Origin of the sequence: Streptomyces sp. NBC_01537 (assembly GCF_045040445.1) — a bacterium.
GTDB lineage: Bacteria > Actinomycetota > Actinomycetes > Streptomycetales > Streptomycetaceae > Actinacidiphila.
The window spans coordinates 5188902-5204237 of sequence record NZ_CP109392.1 but is presented as its reverse complement, the minus strand read 5'-3'; the positions used below and the strand labels follow the sequence as shown (position 1 = coordinate 5204237).

17 protein-coding genes are annotated in these 15336 nt (G+C 72.4%); 4 read left to right on the top strand and 13 right to left on the bottom strand.

Annotation, left to right across the window (positions count from 1 at the left end; translation table 11 throughout):
• Nucleotides 1–39 precede the first annotated feature (39 nt).
• Nucleotides 40–234: a hypothetical protein gene (locus OG607_RS24040; protein ID WP_405727059.1), complete on the bottom strand. Its 195-nt coding sequence runs from the start codon at nt 232–234 to the stop codon at nt 40–42.
• Between the two features lie 243 nt (nt 235–477).
• Between OG607_RS24040 and OG607_RS24035 the strand changes: the two genes are divergently transcribed.
• The 3 genes from OG607_RS24035 (at nt 478) to OG607_RS24025 (ending at nt 1720) form a co-directional block, all read left to right on the top strand.
• Nucleotides 478–879 carry a TM2 domain-containing protein gene (locus tag OG607_RS24035; RefSeq protein ID WP_405727056.1) on the top strand — a complete coding sequence of 134 codons (402 nt, stop codon included), beginning with the start codon at nt 478–480 and terminating at the stop codon, nt 877–879.
• Nucleotides 872–1282 carry a DUF2752 domain-containing protein gene (locus OG607_RS24030; RefSeq protein WP_405727053.1) on the top strand — a complete coding sequence of 137 codons (411 nt, stop codon included), beginning with the start codon at nt 872–874 and terminating at the stop codon, nt 1280–1282. The genes OG607_RS24035 and OG607_RS24030 overlap by 8 nt, the downstream gene beginning before the upstream one ends.
• A 174-nt stretch (nt 1283–1456) precedes the next feature.
• Nucleotides 1457–1720, top strand: a complete 264-nt coding sequence (locus OG607_RS24025) for a TM2 domain-containing protein (RefSeq protein ID WP_405727050.1) — start codon at nt 1457–1459, stop codon at nt 1718–1720.
• Nucleotides 1721–1789: 69 nt separating this feature from the next.
• Here OG607_RS24025 and OG607_RS24020 read toward each other — a convergent pair whose 3' ends face one another.
• The 5 genes from OG607_RS24020 to bldG all read right to left on the bottom strand — a co-directional run bounded on the left by OG607_RS24020 (nt 1790) and on the right by bldG (nt 7689).
• Nucleotides 1790–3319: a methyltransferase gene (locus OG607_RS24020; protein ID WP_405727047.1), complete on the bottom strand. Its 1530-nt coding sequence runs from the start codon at nt 3317–3319 to the stop codon at nt 1790–1792.
• Between the two features lie 32 nt (nt 3320–3351).
• On the bottom strand, nt 3352–3927 hold the full coding sequence (locus OG607_RS24015; RefSeq protein ID WP_405727044.1) for a small secreted protein: 576 nt from the start codon (nt 3925–3927) through the stop codon (nt 3352–3354).
• Nucleotides 3928–4132: 205 nt separating this feature from the next.
• Entirely contained in the window at nt 4133–6538 is a 2406-nt protein-coding gene (locus OG607_RS24010; RefSeq protein WP_405727041.1) for a sodium-translocating pyrophosphatase, read from the bottom strand.
• Between the two features lie 265 nt (nt 6539–6803).
• The gene (locus OG607_RS24005; protein ID WP_405727038.1) at nt 6804–7253 is read right to left on the bottom strand and encodes an ATP-binding protein; all 450 of its coding nucleotides are present in this window, start codon (nt 7251–7253) and stop codon (nt 6804–6806) included.
• A gap of 94 nt (nt 7254–7347) precedes the next feature.
• On the bottom strand, nt 7348–7689 hold the full coding sequence (bldG, locus tag OG607_RS24000) for an anti-sigma factor antagonist BldG (RefSeq protein ID WP_018562186.1): 342 nt from the start codon (nt 7687–7689) through the stop codon (nt 7348–7350).
• Between the two features lie 135 nt (nt 7690–7824).
• Here bldG and OG607_RS23995 point away from each other — a divergent pair, with 135 nt between their 5' ends.
• On the top strand, nt 7825–10167 hold the full coding sequence (locus tag OG607_RS23995; RefSeq protein WP_405727034.1) for a DEAD/DEAH box helicase: 2343 nt from the start codon (nt 7825–7827) through the stop codon (nt 10165–10167).
• Between the two features lie 46 nt (nt 10168–10213).
• On the opposite strand, the gene OG607_RS23990 is transcribed toward OG607_RS23995, so the two are convergent.
• From OG607_RS23990 to ssd, 7 genes are read right to left on the bottom strand one after another with little or no spacing between them, the layout of a single operon-like run.
• Nucleotides 10214–10534 carry an Rv3654c family TadE-like protein gene (locus OG607_RS23990; RefSeq protein WP_405727031.1) on the bottom strand — a complete coding sequence of 107 codons (321 nt, stop codon included), beginning with the start codon at nt 10532–10534 and terminating at the stop codon, nt 10214–10216.
• The gene (locus OG607_RS23985; RefSeq protein WP_405727028.1) at nt 10531–10854 is read right to left on the bottom strand and encodes a TadE family type IV pilus minor pilin; all 324 of its coding nucleotides are present in this window, start codon (nt 10852–10854) and stop codon (nt 10531–10533) included. The genes OG607_RS23990 and OG607_RS23985 overlap by 4 nt, the downstream gene beginning before the upstream one ends.
• Nucleotides 10841–11026 (bottom strand): DUF4244 domain-containing protein, encoded by a 186-nt coding sequence (locus OG607_RS23980; RefSeq protein WP_405727025.1) that lies wholly within the window; start codon nt 11024–11026, stop codon nt 10841–10843. Before OG607_RS23980 ends, OG607_RS23985 begins: the two co-directional genes overlap by 14 nt.
• A gap of 17 nt (nt 11027–11043) precedes the next feature.
• Nucleotides 11044–11826 (bottom strand): type II secretion system F family protein, encoded by a 783-nt coding sequence (locus OG607_RS23975; RefSeq protein ID WP_405727022.1) that lies wholly within the window; start codon nt 11824–11826, stop codon nt 11044–11046.
• Nucleotides 11823–12707: a type II secretion system F family protein gene (locus OG607_RS23970; protein WP_405727019.1), complete on the bottom strand. Its 885-nt coding sequence runs from the start codon at nt 12705–12707 to the stop codon at nt 11823–11825. The genes OG607_RS23975 and OG607_RS23970 overlap by 4 nt, the downstream gene beginning before the upstream one ends.
• Nucleotides 12707–13846 (bottom strand): TadA family conjugal transfer-associated ATPase, encoded by a 1140-nt coding sequence (locus OG607_RS23965; protein ID WP_405727016.1) that lies wholly within the window; start codon nt 13844–13846, stop codon nt 12707–12709. Before OG607_RS23965 ends, OG607_RS23970 begins: the two co-directional genes overlap by 1 nt.
• Nucleotides 13843–15003: a septum site-determining protein Ssd gene (gene ssd / locus OG607_RS23960; protein WP_405727013.1), complete on the bottom strand. Its 1161-nt coding sequence runs from the start codon at nt 15001–15003 to the stop codon at nt 13843–13845. Before ssd ends, OG607_RS23965 begins: the two co-directional genes overlap by 4 nt.
• Nucleotides 15004–15336: the final 333 nt, after the last annotated feature.

Genomic DNA, 15336 nt, shown 5'->3' with positions numbered 1-15336 from the left:
TACGTGTCATGCACGCGACCCCGCGTGATCGAACTGCGCTCAGATGCGTAGCAACGACCAGACGCCCACGAGGAGCGACACCGCTCCGAACAGCACCGCGAGGACCGTCGCCGTCTGACCGCCGCCCTCGGTCACCGGCGCCCGCTGCGTGATGCGGGTCACCGTCCACAGCAGCAGCCCGGCCCCGAAGAGCCCGAAGACCGCTCCGGCGAAGACCGCAGGTGCGCTGTCCATACTCTCCTCCTTCTACTGGTGTGCTCGACGCTGTGTGGCGGACAATGCCACGCCGCGGCGACGGCCCGGCGAATCCGGGGTGAACGGCCGCCGTGCGTCCGCCGGGGGGTGGCTCGTTTAGGACTGTCGCAGAGGAACCACCCTGTGCCCTCTCATGTCTTGACCGACCTGACAAGATGACGGCGAAGACCACAGGTATTCCGCGGGCCCTTCCCGCGGAACGCAGAACGGGGAGCGCCCGAGATGTCCGACCCGAACAACCCGTACGGCCAGCCTCAGGACGGCGGTTACGGCTACCCGCAGCAGCCGCCCGGCCAGCCCGGCCCCCAGCCCGGCTACGGCTATCCGCAGCAGGGCGCGTACCCGCCGCCGAGCCCCGGCAGCTACACCGGCGACCCCAACGCGCCGTACGGCTACGACGCGTACGGCCGGCCGCTGTCCGACAAGTCCAAGGTCGTCGCGGGTGTGCTGCAGCTCCTCGTCGGCGGTCTCGGCATCGGCCGTTTCTACACCGGTGACGTGGGCATAGGCCTGGCGCAGCTGTTCACCTGCGGCGGCTGCGGCATCTGGTCGCTGATCGACGGCATCCTCTTCCTCACCAGCAACGACCGCACCGACTCCCAGGGCCGGATCCTGCATGGCTGAGACGGCCCTCGCCCGTCTCCGGGCCGTGGCCGGGCGACCGGTCACGGCCTCGCTGACGTCCGCGGTCGCGGGCGTCGGCGCGGCCGCTTATCTGTACGGCACCAACCCGCACCAGCCGGGGCACTGGCTGCCCCGCTGCCCCTTCAACTGGGTGACCGGGCTGCTGTGTCCGGCCTGCGGCGGCACGCGCATGGTCTACGACCTGATGCACGGGGACTTCACAGCTGCGTTCCACGACAACGCGATGCTGCTGATCGCCAGCCCGGCGGGGTTGTACCTCTATCTGCGGTGGTTCACCGAGGGCCTGCGCGGCCAGGTGTACCGGCCGGCGCTCAAGCCGCGTGCGCAGGCCGTGATTCTGGGGATCGCCTTGACGTGGGCCGTCGTGCGCAACGTGATGTGACGTGCGCGCTTTGGCAACGCGCCGATCACGGTTTCATGACGAGACGTAATTATCAGGCCAATGTCGGCCCGCGGATGCAAAGATCTCGTCAATCCGTCGCGGGGGGCCGGGTTTCCGATTTGTGCGCTCCTGCTGACGTTTCTACGTCCCCATTGACGCAAGGAGCATGTTTTCATGGCCACGCCCACCCCTGACGCCCCGCACGGCTTCGACGCCAAGGGCCGTCCGCTGTCCGACAAGAGCCGGACCACCGCTGGCCTCCTCACCCTCTTCCTGGGTGGCTTCGGCGTCGGCCGCTTCTACACCGGCCACACGGGCATGGCCCTCGGCCAGCTCTTCACCTGCGGTGGCTGCGGCATCTGGTCGCTGATCGACGCGATCATCTTCTTCACCAACGAGGACCGCACCGACGCCCAGGGCCGCGTGCTCCAGAAGTAGGCATCAGGCGCATGACGAAAGCCCGTCCGCCCGGCTCTCCGGCGGACGGGCTTCGTCATGCTCGGGCCGTCATGCTCGGGCCGTGGCCGGATGCGGCTCCAGGAAGCCCTGCTCGACCAGCATCCGGATCGCGTCCGGCGTGCGGTCCCGCAGGACCACCGGGTCCTCGCCGAGCAGTTGGGCGATGGCGTCGAGGATCGCACCGGCGGTGAGGCTGCCGTCGCACACACCCGCGAAGCCCGCGCCGACCGTGTCGACCTTGGTCGCCCTGCGCATGCCGCGGTTGGCGCGCAGCACCACGTGCTCGGGGTCCTCGGCGCCCGGGAGGCCGACCTGTTCCTGGACGACCTCGTCGGCGAGCCGGAAGCGGGCGGCGAGCAGCGCGGCGTCGTCGTGCGTGCGCAGGAAGTCCTGGCGGCCGAACCAGGTGGCGATGTGCGGGCCGAGGGGCTGTTCGACGGGGTGCGGCCACTCCTCGGCGATGACGGACGGTCGGTCGGAACCCGTCTTGCGCAGGGTGATCCAGCCGAAGCCGACCCCCTTGACCTTGCGCTGCTCGAAGGCGTCGAGCCAGGCGTCGTAGCGGGCCGCGTACGCGGCCGGGTCGGCGAGGTGGTCGCCGCCGTCGCGCAGCCACAGCTCGGCGTACTGGGTGACGTCCTGGACCTCGCGCTGGACGATCCAGGCGTCGCAGCCGCGCGGGACCCAGGAGGACAGCCGCTCGCGCCAGTCCTCGCCGTCGGTGTGCTGCCAGTTGGCCAGCAGCTGGCAGTAGCCGCCGTCGTTGAGGTGGGCACCGGCCTCCTGGACGAGGGTGCGGCACAGGTCGTCGCCGGACATGCCGCCGTCGCGGTAGGTGAAGCGGCTGCCCGGCGAGATGACGAATGGCGGGTTGGACACGATCAGGTCGTAGCGCTCGTCCCCCACCGGCTCGAACAGGCTGCCCTGCCGCAGCACCGGCTCGGCCGCGCCCGACAGGGCCAGGGTGAGCCGCGCGAAGTGCAGAGCGCGCGGGTTGAGGTCGGTCGCGGTGACCTGGGTGGCGTGCCGGGAGGCGTGCAGGGCCTGGACGCCGGAGCCGGTGCCGAGGTCCAGGGCGCTGCCCACGGGCTCGCGCACCGTGATCCCGGCCAGCGTGGTGGACGCGCCGCCGACGCCGAGCACGAGGTCGGCCCGGTCCACGCCCGGCGTCGTGCCGATGCCGTTGGCGCCGCCGACCGCGCAGCCGAGGTCGGAGACGATCCACCAGTCCTCGCCGGCCCCGTCGCCCGCGTACGGGCGTACGTCGACCGTCGCCCGCACCTCGTCGCCGTCCCGCAGCAGCCAGCCGCCCGCGATGGCCTCGTCGGTGACCGGCAGCGCCCTGCGCAGCGCGGCGTAGGGGACGGGCCGCTGCAGCAGGAAGAGCCGCACCAGGCTCTCCAGCGGGCCGTCGCCGCGCGTCGCGCGCAGCGCGGGCACGGTCTCGGCCCGGGAGAGCGCGGCGTAGGCGCCGGCCCCGAGGAGGTCGAGGCAGCCGTCTGCGGTGAAGGCGGCCTTGCGCAGCGCGTCGCGCAGTCGCGCGGTGTGCTCGGTCGTGGGGAGGGAGGGCTTGCTCACGATGCCATTGTCCCCGGAAAACGGTTCGGGATTCAGCTCGCCGACACCGACGGGCTGACGGTGCCGCCCTGCTGGCAGCCGGGCTGCTTGGCCATGGCCGTGCCGAGTTCGCCCTGGCGCAGCGTGTCGAGGGCCTGCTCGCCGCTCTTGCTGACCTTGGCGAGGCTCTCGGAGACGGTCTTGAGGCCTGCCGCGAACTTCGCCTGGTCGGCGATGTTGAGCGCGTCGACCTGCTTCTGCAGGGCGGCGTAGGAGACGGAGAGCTTGGTGAGGTCGGAGACCGCGTCCTTCTTGAGCGCGGCGCCCTTGTCGACGGGCGGGTCGCCGGCCTGGTTGACGATGCCCGCCAGCGACGCGTACGCGGCCGAGATCTGCGCGAACGCGGCGGAATCCGCCCTGCGCACGTCGAGCGGCTTGCCGGCGCTGTCGACCTTGGTGATCGCCGTGTTGGCGTCGTTGATCTTCGTGACCTGCGCGGCGGCCTGGTCGCAGACCGTCTTCGCCCAGCTGTCCAGTTCCTTGTTGCCGTCGTCGCCGCACGCGGACAGCGACCCCAGCGCCAGGACCAGAGCCGCACCGGTCAGCGCAGCCGTGAATTTGTTCGTCACCGGTTGTCGTTCCTTCCGTGGCTCTACGGCCCCGGAACCTACACGGCATACGGGCCCCGGCCATCATCCGACCGCACCTTGTGCCCCGTATTGCAGCCATTTGAACCAAGAAGCCAGTGACAAACGTGACGTGATCTGATGCGAAAACAGATGATGGGCGCCACCCCAAAGAGTGACGCCCATCATCGCACTGACGGTCTGTCGGCTAGGAGGAGACCACCGCCGGGTCGGCTGATCGCTGGGCCGTCTCGGGGCTGCCCTCGCCCTCGTCGTCCATCGCGATGCCGCGCCGCTTGGACACGTAGACCGCGCCGACGATCACAGCGATCGAGATGGCGGCGACGCCGATGCGCACGCCGAGATTCGCGTCCTTCCCGTAGGAGAACTGGACGACAGCCGGGGCGATCAGCAGCGCCACCAGGTTCATCACCTTGAGCAGCGGGTTGATCGCCGGTCCGGCCGTGTCCTTGAACGGGTCGCCGACGGTGTCGCCGATGACGGTCGCGGCGTGGGCCTCACTGCCCTTGCCGCCGTAGTGGCCGTCCTCGACGAGCTTCTTGGCGTTGTCCCACGCGCCACCGGAATTGGCGAGGAAGACCGCCATGAGCGTGCCCGCGCCGATGGCCCCGGCAAGGTAGGAGCCGAGCGAGCCGACGCCGAACGTGAAGCCGACGGCGACGGGCGCGAGGATGGCGAGCAGGCCGGGGGTGGCCAGTTCGCGCAGCGCGTCCTTGGTGCAGATGTCGACGACGCGGCCGTATTCGGGCTTCTCGGTGTAGTCCATGATCCCGGGGTGCTCGCGGAACTGCCGGCGCACCTCGTAGACCACGGAACCCGCCGACCGGGACACGGCGTTGATGGCGAGCCCGGAGAACAGGAACACCACGGCGGCGCCGAGCAGCAGCCCGACCAGGTTGTTCGGCTGGGAGATGTCCAGGGACAGCCAGCGCATGTCCGAGACCGGGATCTCGGCCTTGGCCACGGCCGTGTCGATGGCCTCCTTGAAGGAGCCGAAGAGCGCGGTCGCGGCGAGCACCGCGGTCGCGATCGCGATGCCCTTGGTGATCGCCTTGGTGGTGTTGCCGACCGCGTCCAGGTCGGTGAGCACCTGGGCGCCCTCGCCGTGCACGTCGCCGGACATCTCGGCGATGCCCTGGGCGTTGTCCGCGACCGGGCCGAAGGTGTCCATGGCCACGATCACGCCGACCGTGGTCAGCAGCCCGGTCCCGGCCAGCGCGACCGCGAACAGGGCCAGCCACACCGACGTACCGCCCAGCAGGAAGGCGCCGTAGACCGACAGCCCGATGAGGACGGCCGAGTAGACCGCCGACTCCAGGCCGAGGGAGATGCCGGACAGGATGACGGTGGCAGGGCCTGTGAGCGAGGTCTTGCCGATGTCCCGGACCGGGCGGCGGCTGGTCTCGGTGAAGTAGCCCGTGAGCTGCTGGATCAGCGCGGCGAGCACGATGCCGATGGCCACCGCGATCAGCGCCAGGGTGCGCGGGTCGCCCGGGTGGGCGGCGATGTCGGCCGGGACGCCCTTGAGGTCGGCGTACGTCGACGGCAGGTAGACGTACGTGGCGACGGCCACCAGGGCCAGCGAGATGACGGCCGAGATGAAGAAGCCGCGGTTGATCGCGGTCATGCCGCTGCGGTCGTTGCGGCGCGGGGCGACCGCGAAGATGCCGACCATGGCGGTCAGGACGCCGATCGCGGGGATGAGCAGCGGGAAGGCGAGACCTGCGTCGCCGAAGGTCACCTTGCCGAGGATCAGCGCGGCGACCAGCGTGACGGCGTACGACTCGAAGAGGTCGGCGGCCATGCCCGCGCAGTCGCCGACGTTGTCGCCCACGTTGTCCGCGATGGTCGCGGCATTGCGCGGGTCGTCCTCCGGGATGCCCTTCTCGACCTTGCCGACCAGGTCGGCGCCCACATCGGCGGCCTTGGTGAAGATGCCGCCACCGACACGCATGAACATCGCGAGCAGCGCCGCCCCGAAGCCGAAGCCCTCCAGCACCTTGGGCGCGTCCTGCTTGTAGACCAGGACGACGACGGAGGCGCCGAGCAGGCCGAGGCCGACGGTGAACATGCCCACCACACCGCCGGTACGGAACGCGATCTTCATCGCCCGGTGCGAGACCGTGGTGAGGTCCGCCGCCGGCTGGCCGGGCTCAGGCGTCGCCGCTCTCGCCGCCGCCGCCACGCGTACGTTGCTGCGCACCGCCAGCCACATGCCGATGTAGCCGGTCACGGCCGAGAAGCCGGCGCCGACCAGGAAGAACACGCTGCGCCCGATGCGCTGCGAGGTGGTGTCGGCAGGCAGCAGCATCAGCAGGAAGAAGGCGGCGACCGCGAAGACGGCCAGAGTGCGGAACTGCCGTGCCAGGTAGGCGTTCGCGCCCTCCTGCACGGCGGCCGCGATCTCCTTCATGCTGTCGGTGCCCTCGTCGGCTGCGAGCACTTGACGCACCAGCACCACCGCGAGCGCCAGTGCTGCGATGGCCACGACCGCGATGACGAGTACGAGATTGCGGTTCCCGTCGGTCAGCACGGGTGAGGCGGCCAGGGTTGAAGCGATGTCCTGCGTGTGAGGGGTGAGTTGCCCCGCCATTCGTCCTCCTTGACGTTTGGCACATGGGCGCGCGGCTCCTGCGACTACGACCGCCGCTGCGCTCAGGCGAACTGCCGAGCAGAGATGTGGACGGATTGTAGGGAGCCGAACTAGATCAAAACAGGGCGCAGGAGCCGTTTTTCGCCTGTGGCGGGCAATAGCAAAGCGCCCGCACCACAAATTTCACCGTAAACGGTGAATGGTGCAGGCGCACGTCGGCTCGGCCGACCGGGTTACGGGGCCGTCGTGTTTGGGGACGTCGTCGTTACGGGGCCGTCGTCGGCCAGGTCATGCGGATCAGGCCGCCGTTCTCGCCGTCGATGACCTCGACGTCATCGACCAGGCCGCTGATGACGGCAAGGCCCATCTGCCCCTCGTCCTCGGCCTCGGTGGACTCGGCCTCGTCCGGCGAGGACTCGGGACGCGCCGAAGGAACGGCGGCCTGGGCCGCCGTGCCGTCCACCACCGGGATTTCGTCGCCGACCGAGATGGAGAACTTCTTCTCGTCCTCGGTCAGCAGCACCCGCACCGGCGTGTCCACACCGCTACTGCGGTGCAGTCCGACGGCCCGGCTGCACGCTTCGCCCACGGCGAGCCGGACCTCGTCGAGGACGGCCTCGTCCACCCCCGCCCTGCGCGCTACCGCCGCCGCAACAAGCCGTGCTGTACGGACGTGCTCCGGCAGAGCGCTGAAGAGCAGTTCTACGGTGGGCATGGCCTCCCCCTCGTGCCTATGGGCGGGCATAACGGGGGCCCGGGCGGCGTCATTGTTCGCCCGGCGCCCCGCGTGCGTACGGCGATCGGCCGGATCAGTCGGTCGCCGCTACGGCCTCGTCGACCGAGGTGTGGATGGGAAACACCTTGGTCAGGCCGGTAATCCGGAAAATCTTAAGAATGCGCTCCTGGTTGCACACCAGGCGAAGCGAGCCTTCATGCGCACGAACCCGCTTGAGCCCGCCGACGAGCACACCCAGACCGGTGGAATCGAGGAAGTCGACTCCCTCCATGTCCACGACCAGGTGATAACTACCGTCGTTCACGAGCTCGACCAGCTGCTCACGCAGCTTGGGCGCGGTGTACACATCAATCTCGCCGCCGACCTCGACGACCGTACGGTCGCCAACGGTTCGAGTCGACAGGGACAGGTCCACGGATCCTCCAGCACCTTGCATCGAGCGGTCGCCCCCCATGGATCGGCAGCCGCGTTGGCATTCAATCACTTACCAGCGGGCGTGCACGACGCCTTACGGCGATTGTCCGTCATGCCAGTGACACACTGAGTGCCGATGGCCCACGATCTTCCGCAGTCGGCGCACGGCCGCCCTTCCCCCCGCGTCCTCCTTGAGCGGCTCGCCACGGGGGCAGGCAGGGCCGCGCGCATCACCCATACGGAGCACTTGCCCGCAAGGGTCGGCCGCCATGCCGATTGGCCTGATCAGATCCGTAATGAAGTGATCGAAGCCGTCCGGACGGCAGGCATCGAGCGCCCCTGGGAGCACCAGGCACGCGTCGCCTCACACGCTATCGGCAACGAGTCCGTCGTGGTCGCCACGGGTACCGCTTCCGGGAAGTCGCTCGCGTATCAGGTGCCGGTGCTGAGCGCCCTGCTGGACGGCTCACAGGCTCCGAACGGGCGTGGGGCCACCGCGCTGTACCTGGCGCCCACGAAGGCCCTGGCGGCCGATCAGAGGCGCGCTGTGGCCTCCCTGGCCGCCCCGCTGGGCACGGCGGTGCGCGCGGCGGTCTACGACGGCGACACGCCCGTGGAGGAGCGGGAGTGGGTCCGGCAGTACGCCACGTACGTCCTGACCAACCCCGACATGCTGCACCTGGGCATCCTGCCGGGGCACGCCCGGTGGTCCTCCTTCCTGCGGGCACTGCGCTATGTCGTGATCGACGAGTGCCACACCTACCGCGGGGTCTTCGGCTCGCACGTCGCCCAGGTGCTGCGGCGGCTGCGGCGGCTGTGCGCCCGCTACGGCTCCGATCCGGTCTTCCTGCTGGCCTCCGCCACCGCCTCGGACCCCGCCGAGGCCGCCGGACGGCTCACCGGCGTCCCGGTCGTCGAGGTGACCGACGACGCCTCCCCGCGCGGCGAGCTCGCCTTCGCCCTCTGGGAGCCCCCGCTGACCGAGCTCAGCGGCGAGCGCGGCGCGCCGGTGCGGCGTACGGCCGTCGCCGAGGCGGCGGACCTGCTCACCGATCTGGTGGTGCAGGGCACCCGCACGGTCGCCTTCGTACGCTCCCGGCGGGGCGCCGAGCTGGTGTCGGTCATCGCGAAGGAGCGACTGGCCGAGATCGACGCCTCCCTGCCGCGCCGGGTCGGCGCCTACCGCGGCGGCTACCTCCCCGAGGAACGCCGCGCCATCGAGCGTGACCTGCACGACGGCCGGCTCCTCGGGCTGGCCTCCACAACGGCCCTGGAGCTGGGCGTGGACGTCTCCGGACTCGATGCCGTCCTCCTGGCGGGCTACCCGGGTACGCGGGCCTCCCTGTGGCAGCAGGCGGGCCGCGCCGGGCGCGCCGGCCAGGGCGCCCTGGCCGTCCTCATCGCCCGCGACGACCCCCTGGACACGTATCTCGTCCACCACCCGGAGGCGCTCTTCCAGCGCCCCGTCGAGTCCACCGTGCTCGACCCCGACAACCCGTACGTCCTCGCCCCGCATCTGTGCGCGGCCGCGGCGGAGCTCCCGCTCGGTGAGGCCGATCTCAAGCTCTTCGGTCCCGAGGCCGCCGGTCTGGTGGGCCAGTTGGAGCAGCGCGGCCTGCTGCGCCGGCGGGCCGGCGGCTGGTACTGGACCCGTCGCGAGCGCGCCGCCGACCTCACCGACATCCGGGGCGGGGGCGGCCGCCCCGTCCGTGTCGTGGAGGCCGGCACCGGGCGGCTGCTCGGCACCGTCGACGCGTCCGCCGCGCATGCGACAGTGCACGAGGGAGCGGTCCATCTGCACCAGGGCCGCACCTATTTGGTGCGGCAGCTCGACCTGGAGGACGCGGTCGCCCTCGTCGAGGCCGCCGAGCCCTCCTACTCGACGATGGCCCGCGACACGGTGTCCGTGTCCGTCCTCGACGTCGACCAGGAGGAAGCCTGGGGCGACGCCCGCCTCTGCTTCGGCTCCGTCGAGGTCACCAATCAAGTCGTCTCCTATCTGCGACGCCGGCTCATCACCGGCGAGGTCCTCGGCGAGACCAAGCTCGACCTCCCCCCGCGCACGCTGCGCACCCGGGCCGTCTGGTGGACCATGACCGACGCCCAGCTCGACGCCGCCAGCATCCACCCCGAGGAGCTCCCCGGCGCCCTTCACGCCGCCGAGCACGCCTCCATCGGGCTGCTGCCCCTCTTCGCCACCTGCGACCGCTGGGACATCGGCGGCGTCTCCATCGCCCTCCACCCCGACACCGGCCTCCCGACCGTTTTCGTCTACGACGGCCACCCCGGCGGGGCGGGCTTCGCCGAGCGTGCCTTCCACACGGCCCGCGCCTGGCTCACCGCCACGCGTGAGGCGATCGCCTCCTGCGAGTGCGACTTCGGGTGCCCGTCCTGTGTGCAGTCCCCCAAGTGCGGCAACGGGAACGACCCGTTGGACAAGGCGGCGGCCGTGCGGGTCCTGAACGCGCTCCTGGCCTGACCTCCTGAGCCAGACCCCCTGAGCCAGACCTCCTGGGCCTGACCCCCTACGGCCCCGCTCTCGCCCGCACCGACGCCGGGCCGACGGCCGTCGTGAGGTCGGCGATCTCGCCGACCACGGCGCAGCGCACCAGCCGCGCCCCCTGCGCCGCCGCGACCCGCGCGGCGAGGGCACAGGCTGCGGCCTGGCCGTCCAGCGCGTGGTCGGCGGCGGCAAGGGCGGCCAAGTCGGCGGCGGCGCCGGCACGGTGGCGGGATGCCAGGGCATGGCCAAGGGTCAGAAAGGCAGCCGCTACGGCACAGAGCAGGGCTGCCAGCAGGACGCCCCAGACCGTGGCTGAACCGCGATCGCGGTGGGCGGTGGTCATGGCTGCTCCGAGAGAGCCGTGGCCTCGCCCCGGAGGGTGAGCGCGGCTTCGCGGGCCGTGACGCGGACCCGGACGAAGTAGCCGTCACGGTCGAGGGTCACGGCGGCGTCGCGCGGGGCGGCTGTACGGGCCGCGGCCAGCGCCGCCGAGTCGGGCTCGGCCCGGGCCGCGGCACGGGCCCCGGCCCGGGCGGCGTCGATGCAGCGGATCTGCGCGGCGGCGGCAGCCAGCCCCCAGAGCAGCATCGCGGCCACGAGCAGCAGGGACGGGATGACGGTCGCCGCCTCGGCGGTGACATAGCCGCGGTCAGAAGCCCGCATCGAGGGCTCGCTTGATCAGGCCGCTCAGCGCCGAGCTGACGACACCGCTGGTCACGACCTTGTAGAGCACCGCAGCAAAGCCACAGGCGGCGAGCGTGCCGACGGCGTACTCGGCGGTGGTCATCCCGGCCTCGCCGGTGACCCGGAGTCGTTTGAGGAGTCGGAGGAACATGGTGGTTTTCCCTTCACTCAGATGAAATCGGCGGCGAGGATCGACTCCGCCAGGCCCATGACCACGGGGGCGACCCCGATGAGCAGGAAGGCCGGCAGGAAGCACAGCCCCAGCGGGGCGGTGGCCAGGACCGCGGCGCGGCGGGCGCGGGCAAGCGCGGCGCGGGAGCGCTCCGCGCGGTAGCCCGCGGCGAGGCGGGAGACCTCGCTGACCGGCGGGATGCCTGTGGAGGAGGCGCGTTCGAGGCAGCGCCCCAGGTCGTGGGAGCCGAGGCGGCCCCAGCAGGCAGCCGGGTCGCCGCCAAGGCGCAGCTCGGCCGCGATGCGCGTGAGCGCCTGGCCGAGGGGACCGCCGAGGGAGCGGCCGACCGCGTCGGCGGCCTCACGGGGACCGGCCCCGGCGGCGAGGCAGGCGGCCATGAGGTCGGCGGCGAGCGGGAGCTGCCGGGCCTCGTCGGCCGACCGCTCGGCAGCCGGGCGCAGCCGAAGGCGGCGCTGCCACCGCCGTATGCCGTAGGCGGCACCGGCTCCCACGACGCAGCCGGGCAGGCCGCCGACCAGGACCGCCGCCCCCAGCCCGGCCCCGGCGACCGGCAGCCAGGCCCGCAGCGCCTCCGGGAACCGGACCAGTGCCGGTACCGACGTACGCCCGGACGGCAGCCCGATCATCCGCTGGAGGCGTCGCCAGGCGGCGCGCTCACGCCGGGCGCCGAGCACCTCACCGGCGGCGCAGAGCCCGGCCACGCAGACGAGCAGAACAATCCCCAGCCTGTGGACGGATTCGACGAGGCCGCTGTTCATGACGTGCCCTCCGCCGACCGTACGATCCGGCTGGTCCAGGCGAGCCCCGCCCACTCCAGAAGGCCACCGGCGAGCAGGCAGGCCAGGCCGGCCGGTGTGTGCAGGAGGACCCGGAGGGGGTCGGCGCCGAAGCCGGTGCCGAGAAGGACGCCGAGCGCGGGAAGCAGGGCGAGCATCGCGGCGGTGGAGCGGGGCCCGGCCAGTTGCGCCCGCAGGTCGTCACGCTGGTCGTGCTCGGCCCGGAGGACGGCGGCGATGCGGTCCAGGCCGTCGGCGAGACCGGCCCCGCCGTCCACGGCGACCTGCCAGCACGCGGCGAGGCCGGCCAGTCCTTCCGCCCCCGCCTGGCCGGCGGCGGACCGCAGCGCGGCGGGCACGTCGCCCCCGAACCTGGCCGCGGCCAGCAACGGCAGCGCCGCGTCGGCCAGTTCCGGGCGGTCCGGCCAGCTCTCGCGCCGCAGCGCACCGGCGAGCGCGGCATGCGGAGCAAGGCCCGCCCGCAGGTCGCCGGCCAGGGCCGAGCAGAGCACGGTCACGGCGACGGCCCGCCGCTCGACCGCCGCCTCCCGCTCACGTGCTCGCAGCCACCGTCCGGCCAACGGCACCGCGGCCGCCCCGGCCAGGGCCGGCAGCACGGACCCGGCAAGCAGCGCGAGCAACAACCCGGCGGGCAGGCACAGGACTTCGCGGCCGAGCTGCCAGCCGAAGCGGTCCACGGCGGACCGGAGGGAGTCGAGCAGCGCCGGCCACCGGGCCTGCGGCGCGTCACCGCCGAAGATCACCCGTGCCCGGCGGAGCGCATCGTCCCGCCCACCCACAACCCACGCGGCTCCGCCCGCGCACAGCGCCGCCGCGAACGCCACCTGCACCTGCGCGGTCATCACGCACCACCCCGTTCGCACAGCGCCGCCAACCGCGCCCAGCCCGGGCCGCGTTCGGCGCCCAGCACAGCCGGGACAGTGCCCACCAGGCCGTCCCCTCCCCGTTCCAGGACATGGATCTCGGCGACCCGGCGCCGCCCCGAGCGGTCCCGCACCAGGTGCACCACCACGGACAGCGCGGCCGCCAACTGGCTGTGCAGCGCGGCCCGGTCGAGCCCGGCGGTGGATCCGAGCGCTTCCAGGCGAGCCGGGACATCACCCGCCGCATTGGCGTGCACGGTGCCGCAGCCGCCCTCGTGGCCGGTGTTGAGCGCGGCCAGCAGATCCGTCACCTCGGGCCCCCGCACCTCGCCCACGACCAGCCGGTCCGGCCGCATGCGCAGGGCCTGGCGGACGAGATCCCGGAGGGTGACCAGGCCCATGCCCTCCTGGTTCGCGGGGCGGGTCTCCAGCCGTACGACATGCGGGTGGCGCGGGCGCAGCTCCGCCGAGTCCTCGGCCAGCACGATCCGTTCGCCGGGGGCGACCAGGCCGAGCAGGCAGCTCAGCAGGGTGGTCTTGCCGCAGCCCGTGCCGCCCGAGACGACGAAGGACAGCCGGGCGTCCAGCACGGCCCTCAGCACCGAGGCGGTCGCCGGGTCCATGCTGCCGGCCGCGATGAGCTCGTCGAGGGTGAAGGCCCTGGTCCGTACGACGCGGAGCGACAGGCAGGGGGCGCCGACCACGACCGGCGGCAGCACGGCGTGCAGCCGGGTGCCGTCGGGGAGCCGGGCGTCGACCCAGGGGCGGGCGTCGTCGAGCCGGCGGCCCGCGGAGGTGGCGAGCCGCTGGGCCAGCCGCCGCACCGCCGCGGCGTCCTTGAAGCGGACGCCGGCCCGCTCAAGTCCCGCGCCGCGGTCGACCCAGACCTCGTCGGGCCCGTTGACCAGGACGTCGGTGACCTCGGGTTCGGCGAGCAGCGGTTCCAGTGGTCCGGCGCCGACGATCTCGGACCGCAGGGCGGTGACGACCCCCAGCACCTCGGTGTCGCCCAGCAGCCGCCCCTGTGCGCGCAGCGCGGCGGCGACGCCGGCCGGGGTGGGCTCGTCCCCGGAGGCGGCCAGGCGCAGCCGTACGGCGTCCAGCAGTTCGGCGCTCATGCGGCCACGCTCCCGCCGCCGGAACCGCCGGCACCGGTGCCGGGCAGCGCCTCGGCCAGGAAAGCGGAGCAGAAACGGGCCAGCGGTCCCCGGCCGTCGGCGCCGGGGGCGTCGCCGCAGTCCAGCGCGGCGGGCAGGCCGGGCTCGGGCGGCAGCTCACCGGCGAGCGGGAGGCCGATGAGCCCGGCGATCGCCTCGTCGCCGAGATAGCCGGAGCCGAACGGGCCCCGGGCCACGACCCGTACGTCCTTGAGGACCATGCCGATCCGCGAGGCGACGCGGCCCGCCGCAGCGACGGCCCGCAGCTCTGCGGGGACCACCAGGAGCCCCACGTCGATCTGCTCCAGCGCCTCCGTCACGGCCTCGTCGACGCGGCGTGGCAGGTCGACGACCACCACCCCGCCGCGCCGCCGGGCGGCGCCCATCACCGACCGCATGGCCTGCGGCGGGATGACCACCGCGTCGCCGCGGTCCCAGCTCAGCACGCTCAGCGCGTGCGCTCTGGGCAACGCCTCCTCCAGGGCACCGCTGTTGACCCTGCCGCGGGATTCGGCCAGGTCGGGCCAGCGCAGCCCGCCGGCCCGTTCCGCGCCGAGCAGGACATCGAGGCCACCGCCGAGCGGGTCGGCGTCGACGAGCATGGTCCGCCGTCCGGAGCGGGCGGCGGTGACGGCGAGGGCGCAGGCCAGCGTGCTGGCCCCGGCTCCGCCCCGGCCTCCGATGACGCCGACCGTGAGGGCCGGGGCGCCGACGCCCTCCGCGGCGTCGGCGATCCGGTCGACCAGCCAGTTCTCGGCATCTGGCAGGAAGAGCACATGGTCGGCTCCGATGTCGACGGCCTGCCGCCACACATCGGGGTCGTCGAGATCTCGCCCGACGAGCAGTACGCCGCCGCGCCGGCCCGCGCCGCGCAGCCGCCGGATCCGTGCGGCCCAGGCGCCCCGGTCGTCCCGGGCCGCACCCACCAGCACCAGCGGCGCGGTCTCCCAGCTCCCGGCCCGTGGCGGGGCCGCGAAGGCCACCTCGGGCTGGGCGCCGGCCGCGGCGCACAGCCTCAGCAGATCGTCGAGAAGAGCCTCGTCCTCGGTGACGATCAGCGGTCCGCCCGGCACACCGGCGGCGGCTGTCCGGCGGTCACCTGTGAATGATTCAGCCATTTTCCCGTCCCCCTCATCCGTCCCGTACGCATCAGGTGCATCACCGATGCGGCGTCTACGGCAAGGATCGAGCGGTCCGGGGAAAAATGTTGATCTTGAACGGGGCCTGTGGACAACTCAGCGATTGTGGATAACTCCGCCACCCGGACGAACGAATCCCGTCGAACAGCGGAACGATTACGGAATGTCACGCGTAGTAATCATCGAGGGAGCGAAAGGAGGCCGACACGATGCAGCGGACGAGAGCCGTAAGAGGAAGCGGACCGACCGGTCCAGGCCCCCCAAAACGCATGCGGACATGCGACGACCCCCGCCGGGGGGGAGAGCGGGGGT

Coding starts and splice junctions, on each gene's coding strand:
- OG607_RS24010 (WP_405727041.1), bottom strand. CDS start 6,538: ATGGCGGGGCAACTCACCCCTCACACGCAGGACATCGCTTCAACCCTG.
- OG607_RS24030 (WP_405727053.1), top strand. CDS start 872: ATGGCTGAGACGGCCCTCGCCCGTCTCCGGGCCGTGGCCGGGCGACCG.
- OG607_RS23990 (WP_405727031.1), bottom strand. CDS start 10,534: ATGACCACCGCCCACCGCGATCGCGGTTCAGCCACGGTCTGGGGCGTC.
- OG607_RS24040 (WP_405727059.1), bottom strand. CDS start 234: ATGGACAGCGCACCTGCGGTCTTCGCCGGAGCGGTCTTCGGGCTCTTC.
- OG607_RS24035 (WP_405727056.1), top strand. CDS start 478: ATGTCCGACCCGAACAACCCGTACGGCCAGCCTCAGGACGGCGGTTAC.
- OG607_RS23995 (WP_405727034.1), top strand. CDS start 7,825: ATGGCCCACGATCTTCCGCAGTCGGCGCACGGCCGCCCTTCCCCCCGC.
- OG607_RS23985 (WP_405727028.1), bottom strand. CDS start 10,854: ATGCGGGCTTCTGACCGCGGCTATGTCACCGCCGAGGCGGCGACCGTC.
- OG607_RS24005 (WP_405727038.1), bottom strand. CDS start 7,253: ATGCCCACCGTAGAACTGCTCTTCAGCGCTCTGCCGGAGCACGTCCGT.
- OG607_RS24025 (WP_405727050.1), top strand. CDS start 1,457: ATGGCCACGCCCACCCCTGACGCCCCGCACGGCTTCGACGCCAAGGGC.
- OG607_RS23975 (WP_405727022.1), bottom strand. CDS start 11,826: ATGAACAGCGGCCTCGTCGAATCCGTCCACAGGCTGGGGATTGTTCTG.
- OG607_RS23965 (WP_405727016.1), bottom strand. CDS start 13,846: ATGAGCGCCGAACTGCTGGACGCCGTACGGCTGCGCCTGGCCGCCTCC.
- OG607_RS23970 (WP_405727019.1), bottom strand. CDS start 12,707: ATGACCGCGCAGGTGCAGGTGGCGTTCGCGGCGGCGCTGTGCGCGGGC.
- OG607_RS23980 (WP_405727025.1), bottom strand. CDS start 11,026: ATGTTCCTCCGACTCCTCAAACGACTCCGGGTCACCGGCGAGGCCGGG.
- ssd (WP_405727013.1), bottom strand. CDS start 15,003: ATGGCTGAATCATTCACAGGTGACCGCCGGACAGCCGCCGCCGGTGTG.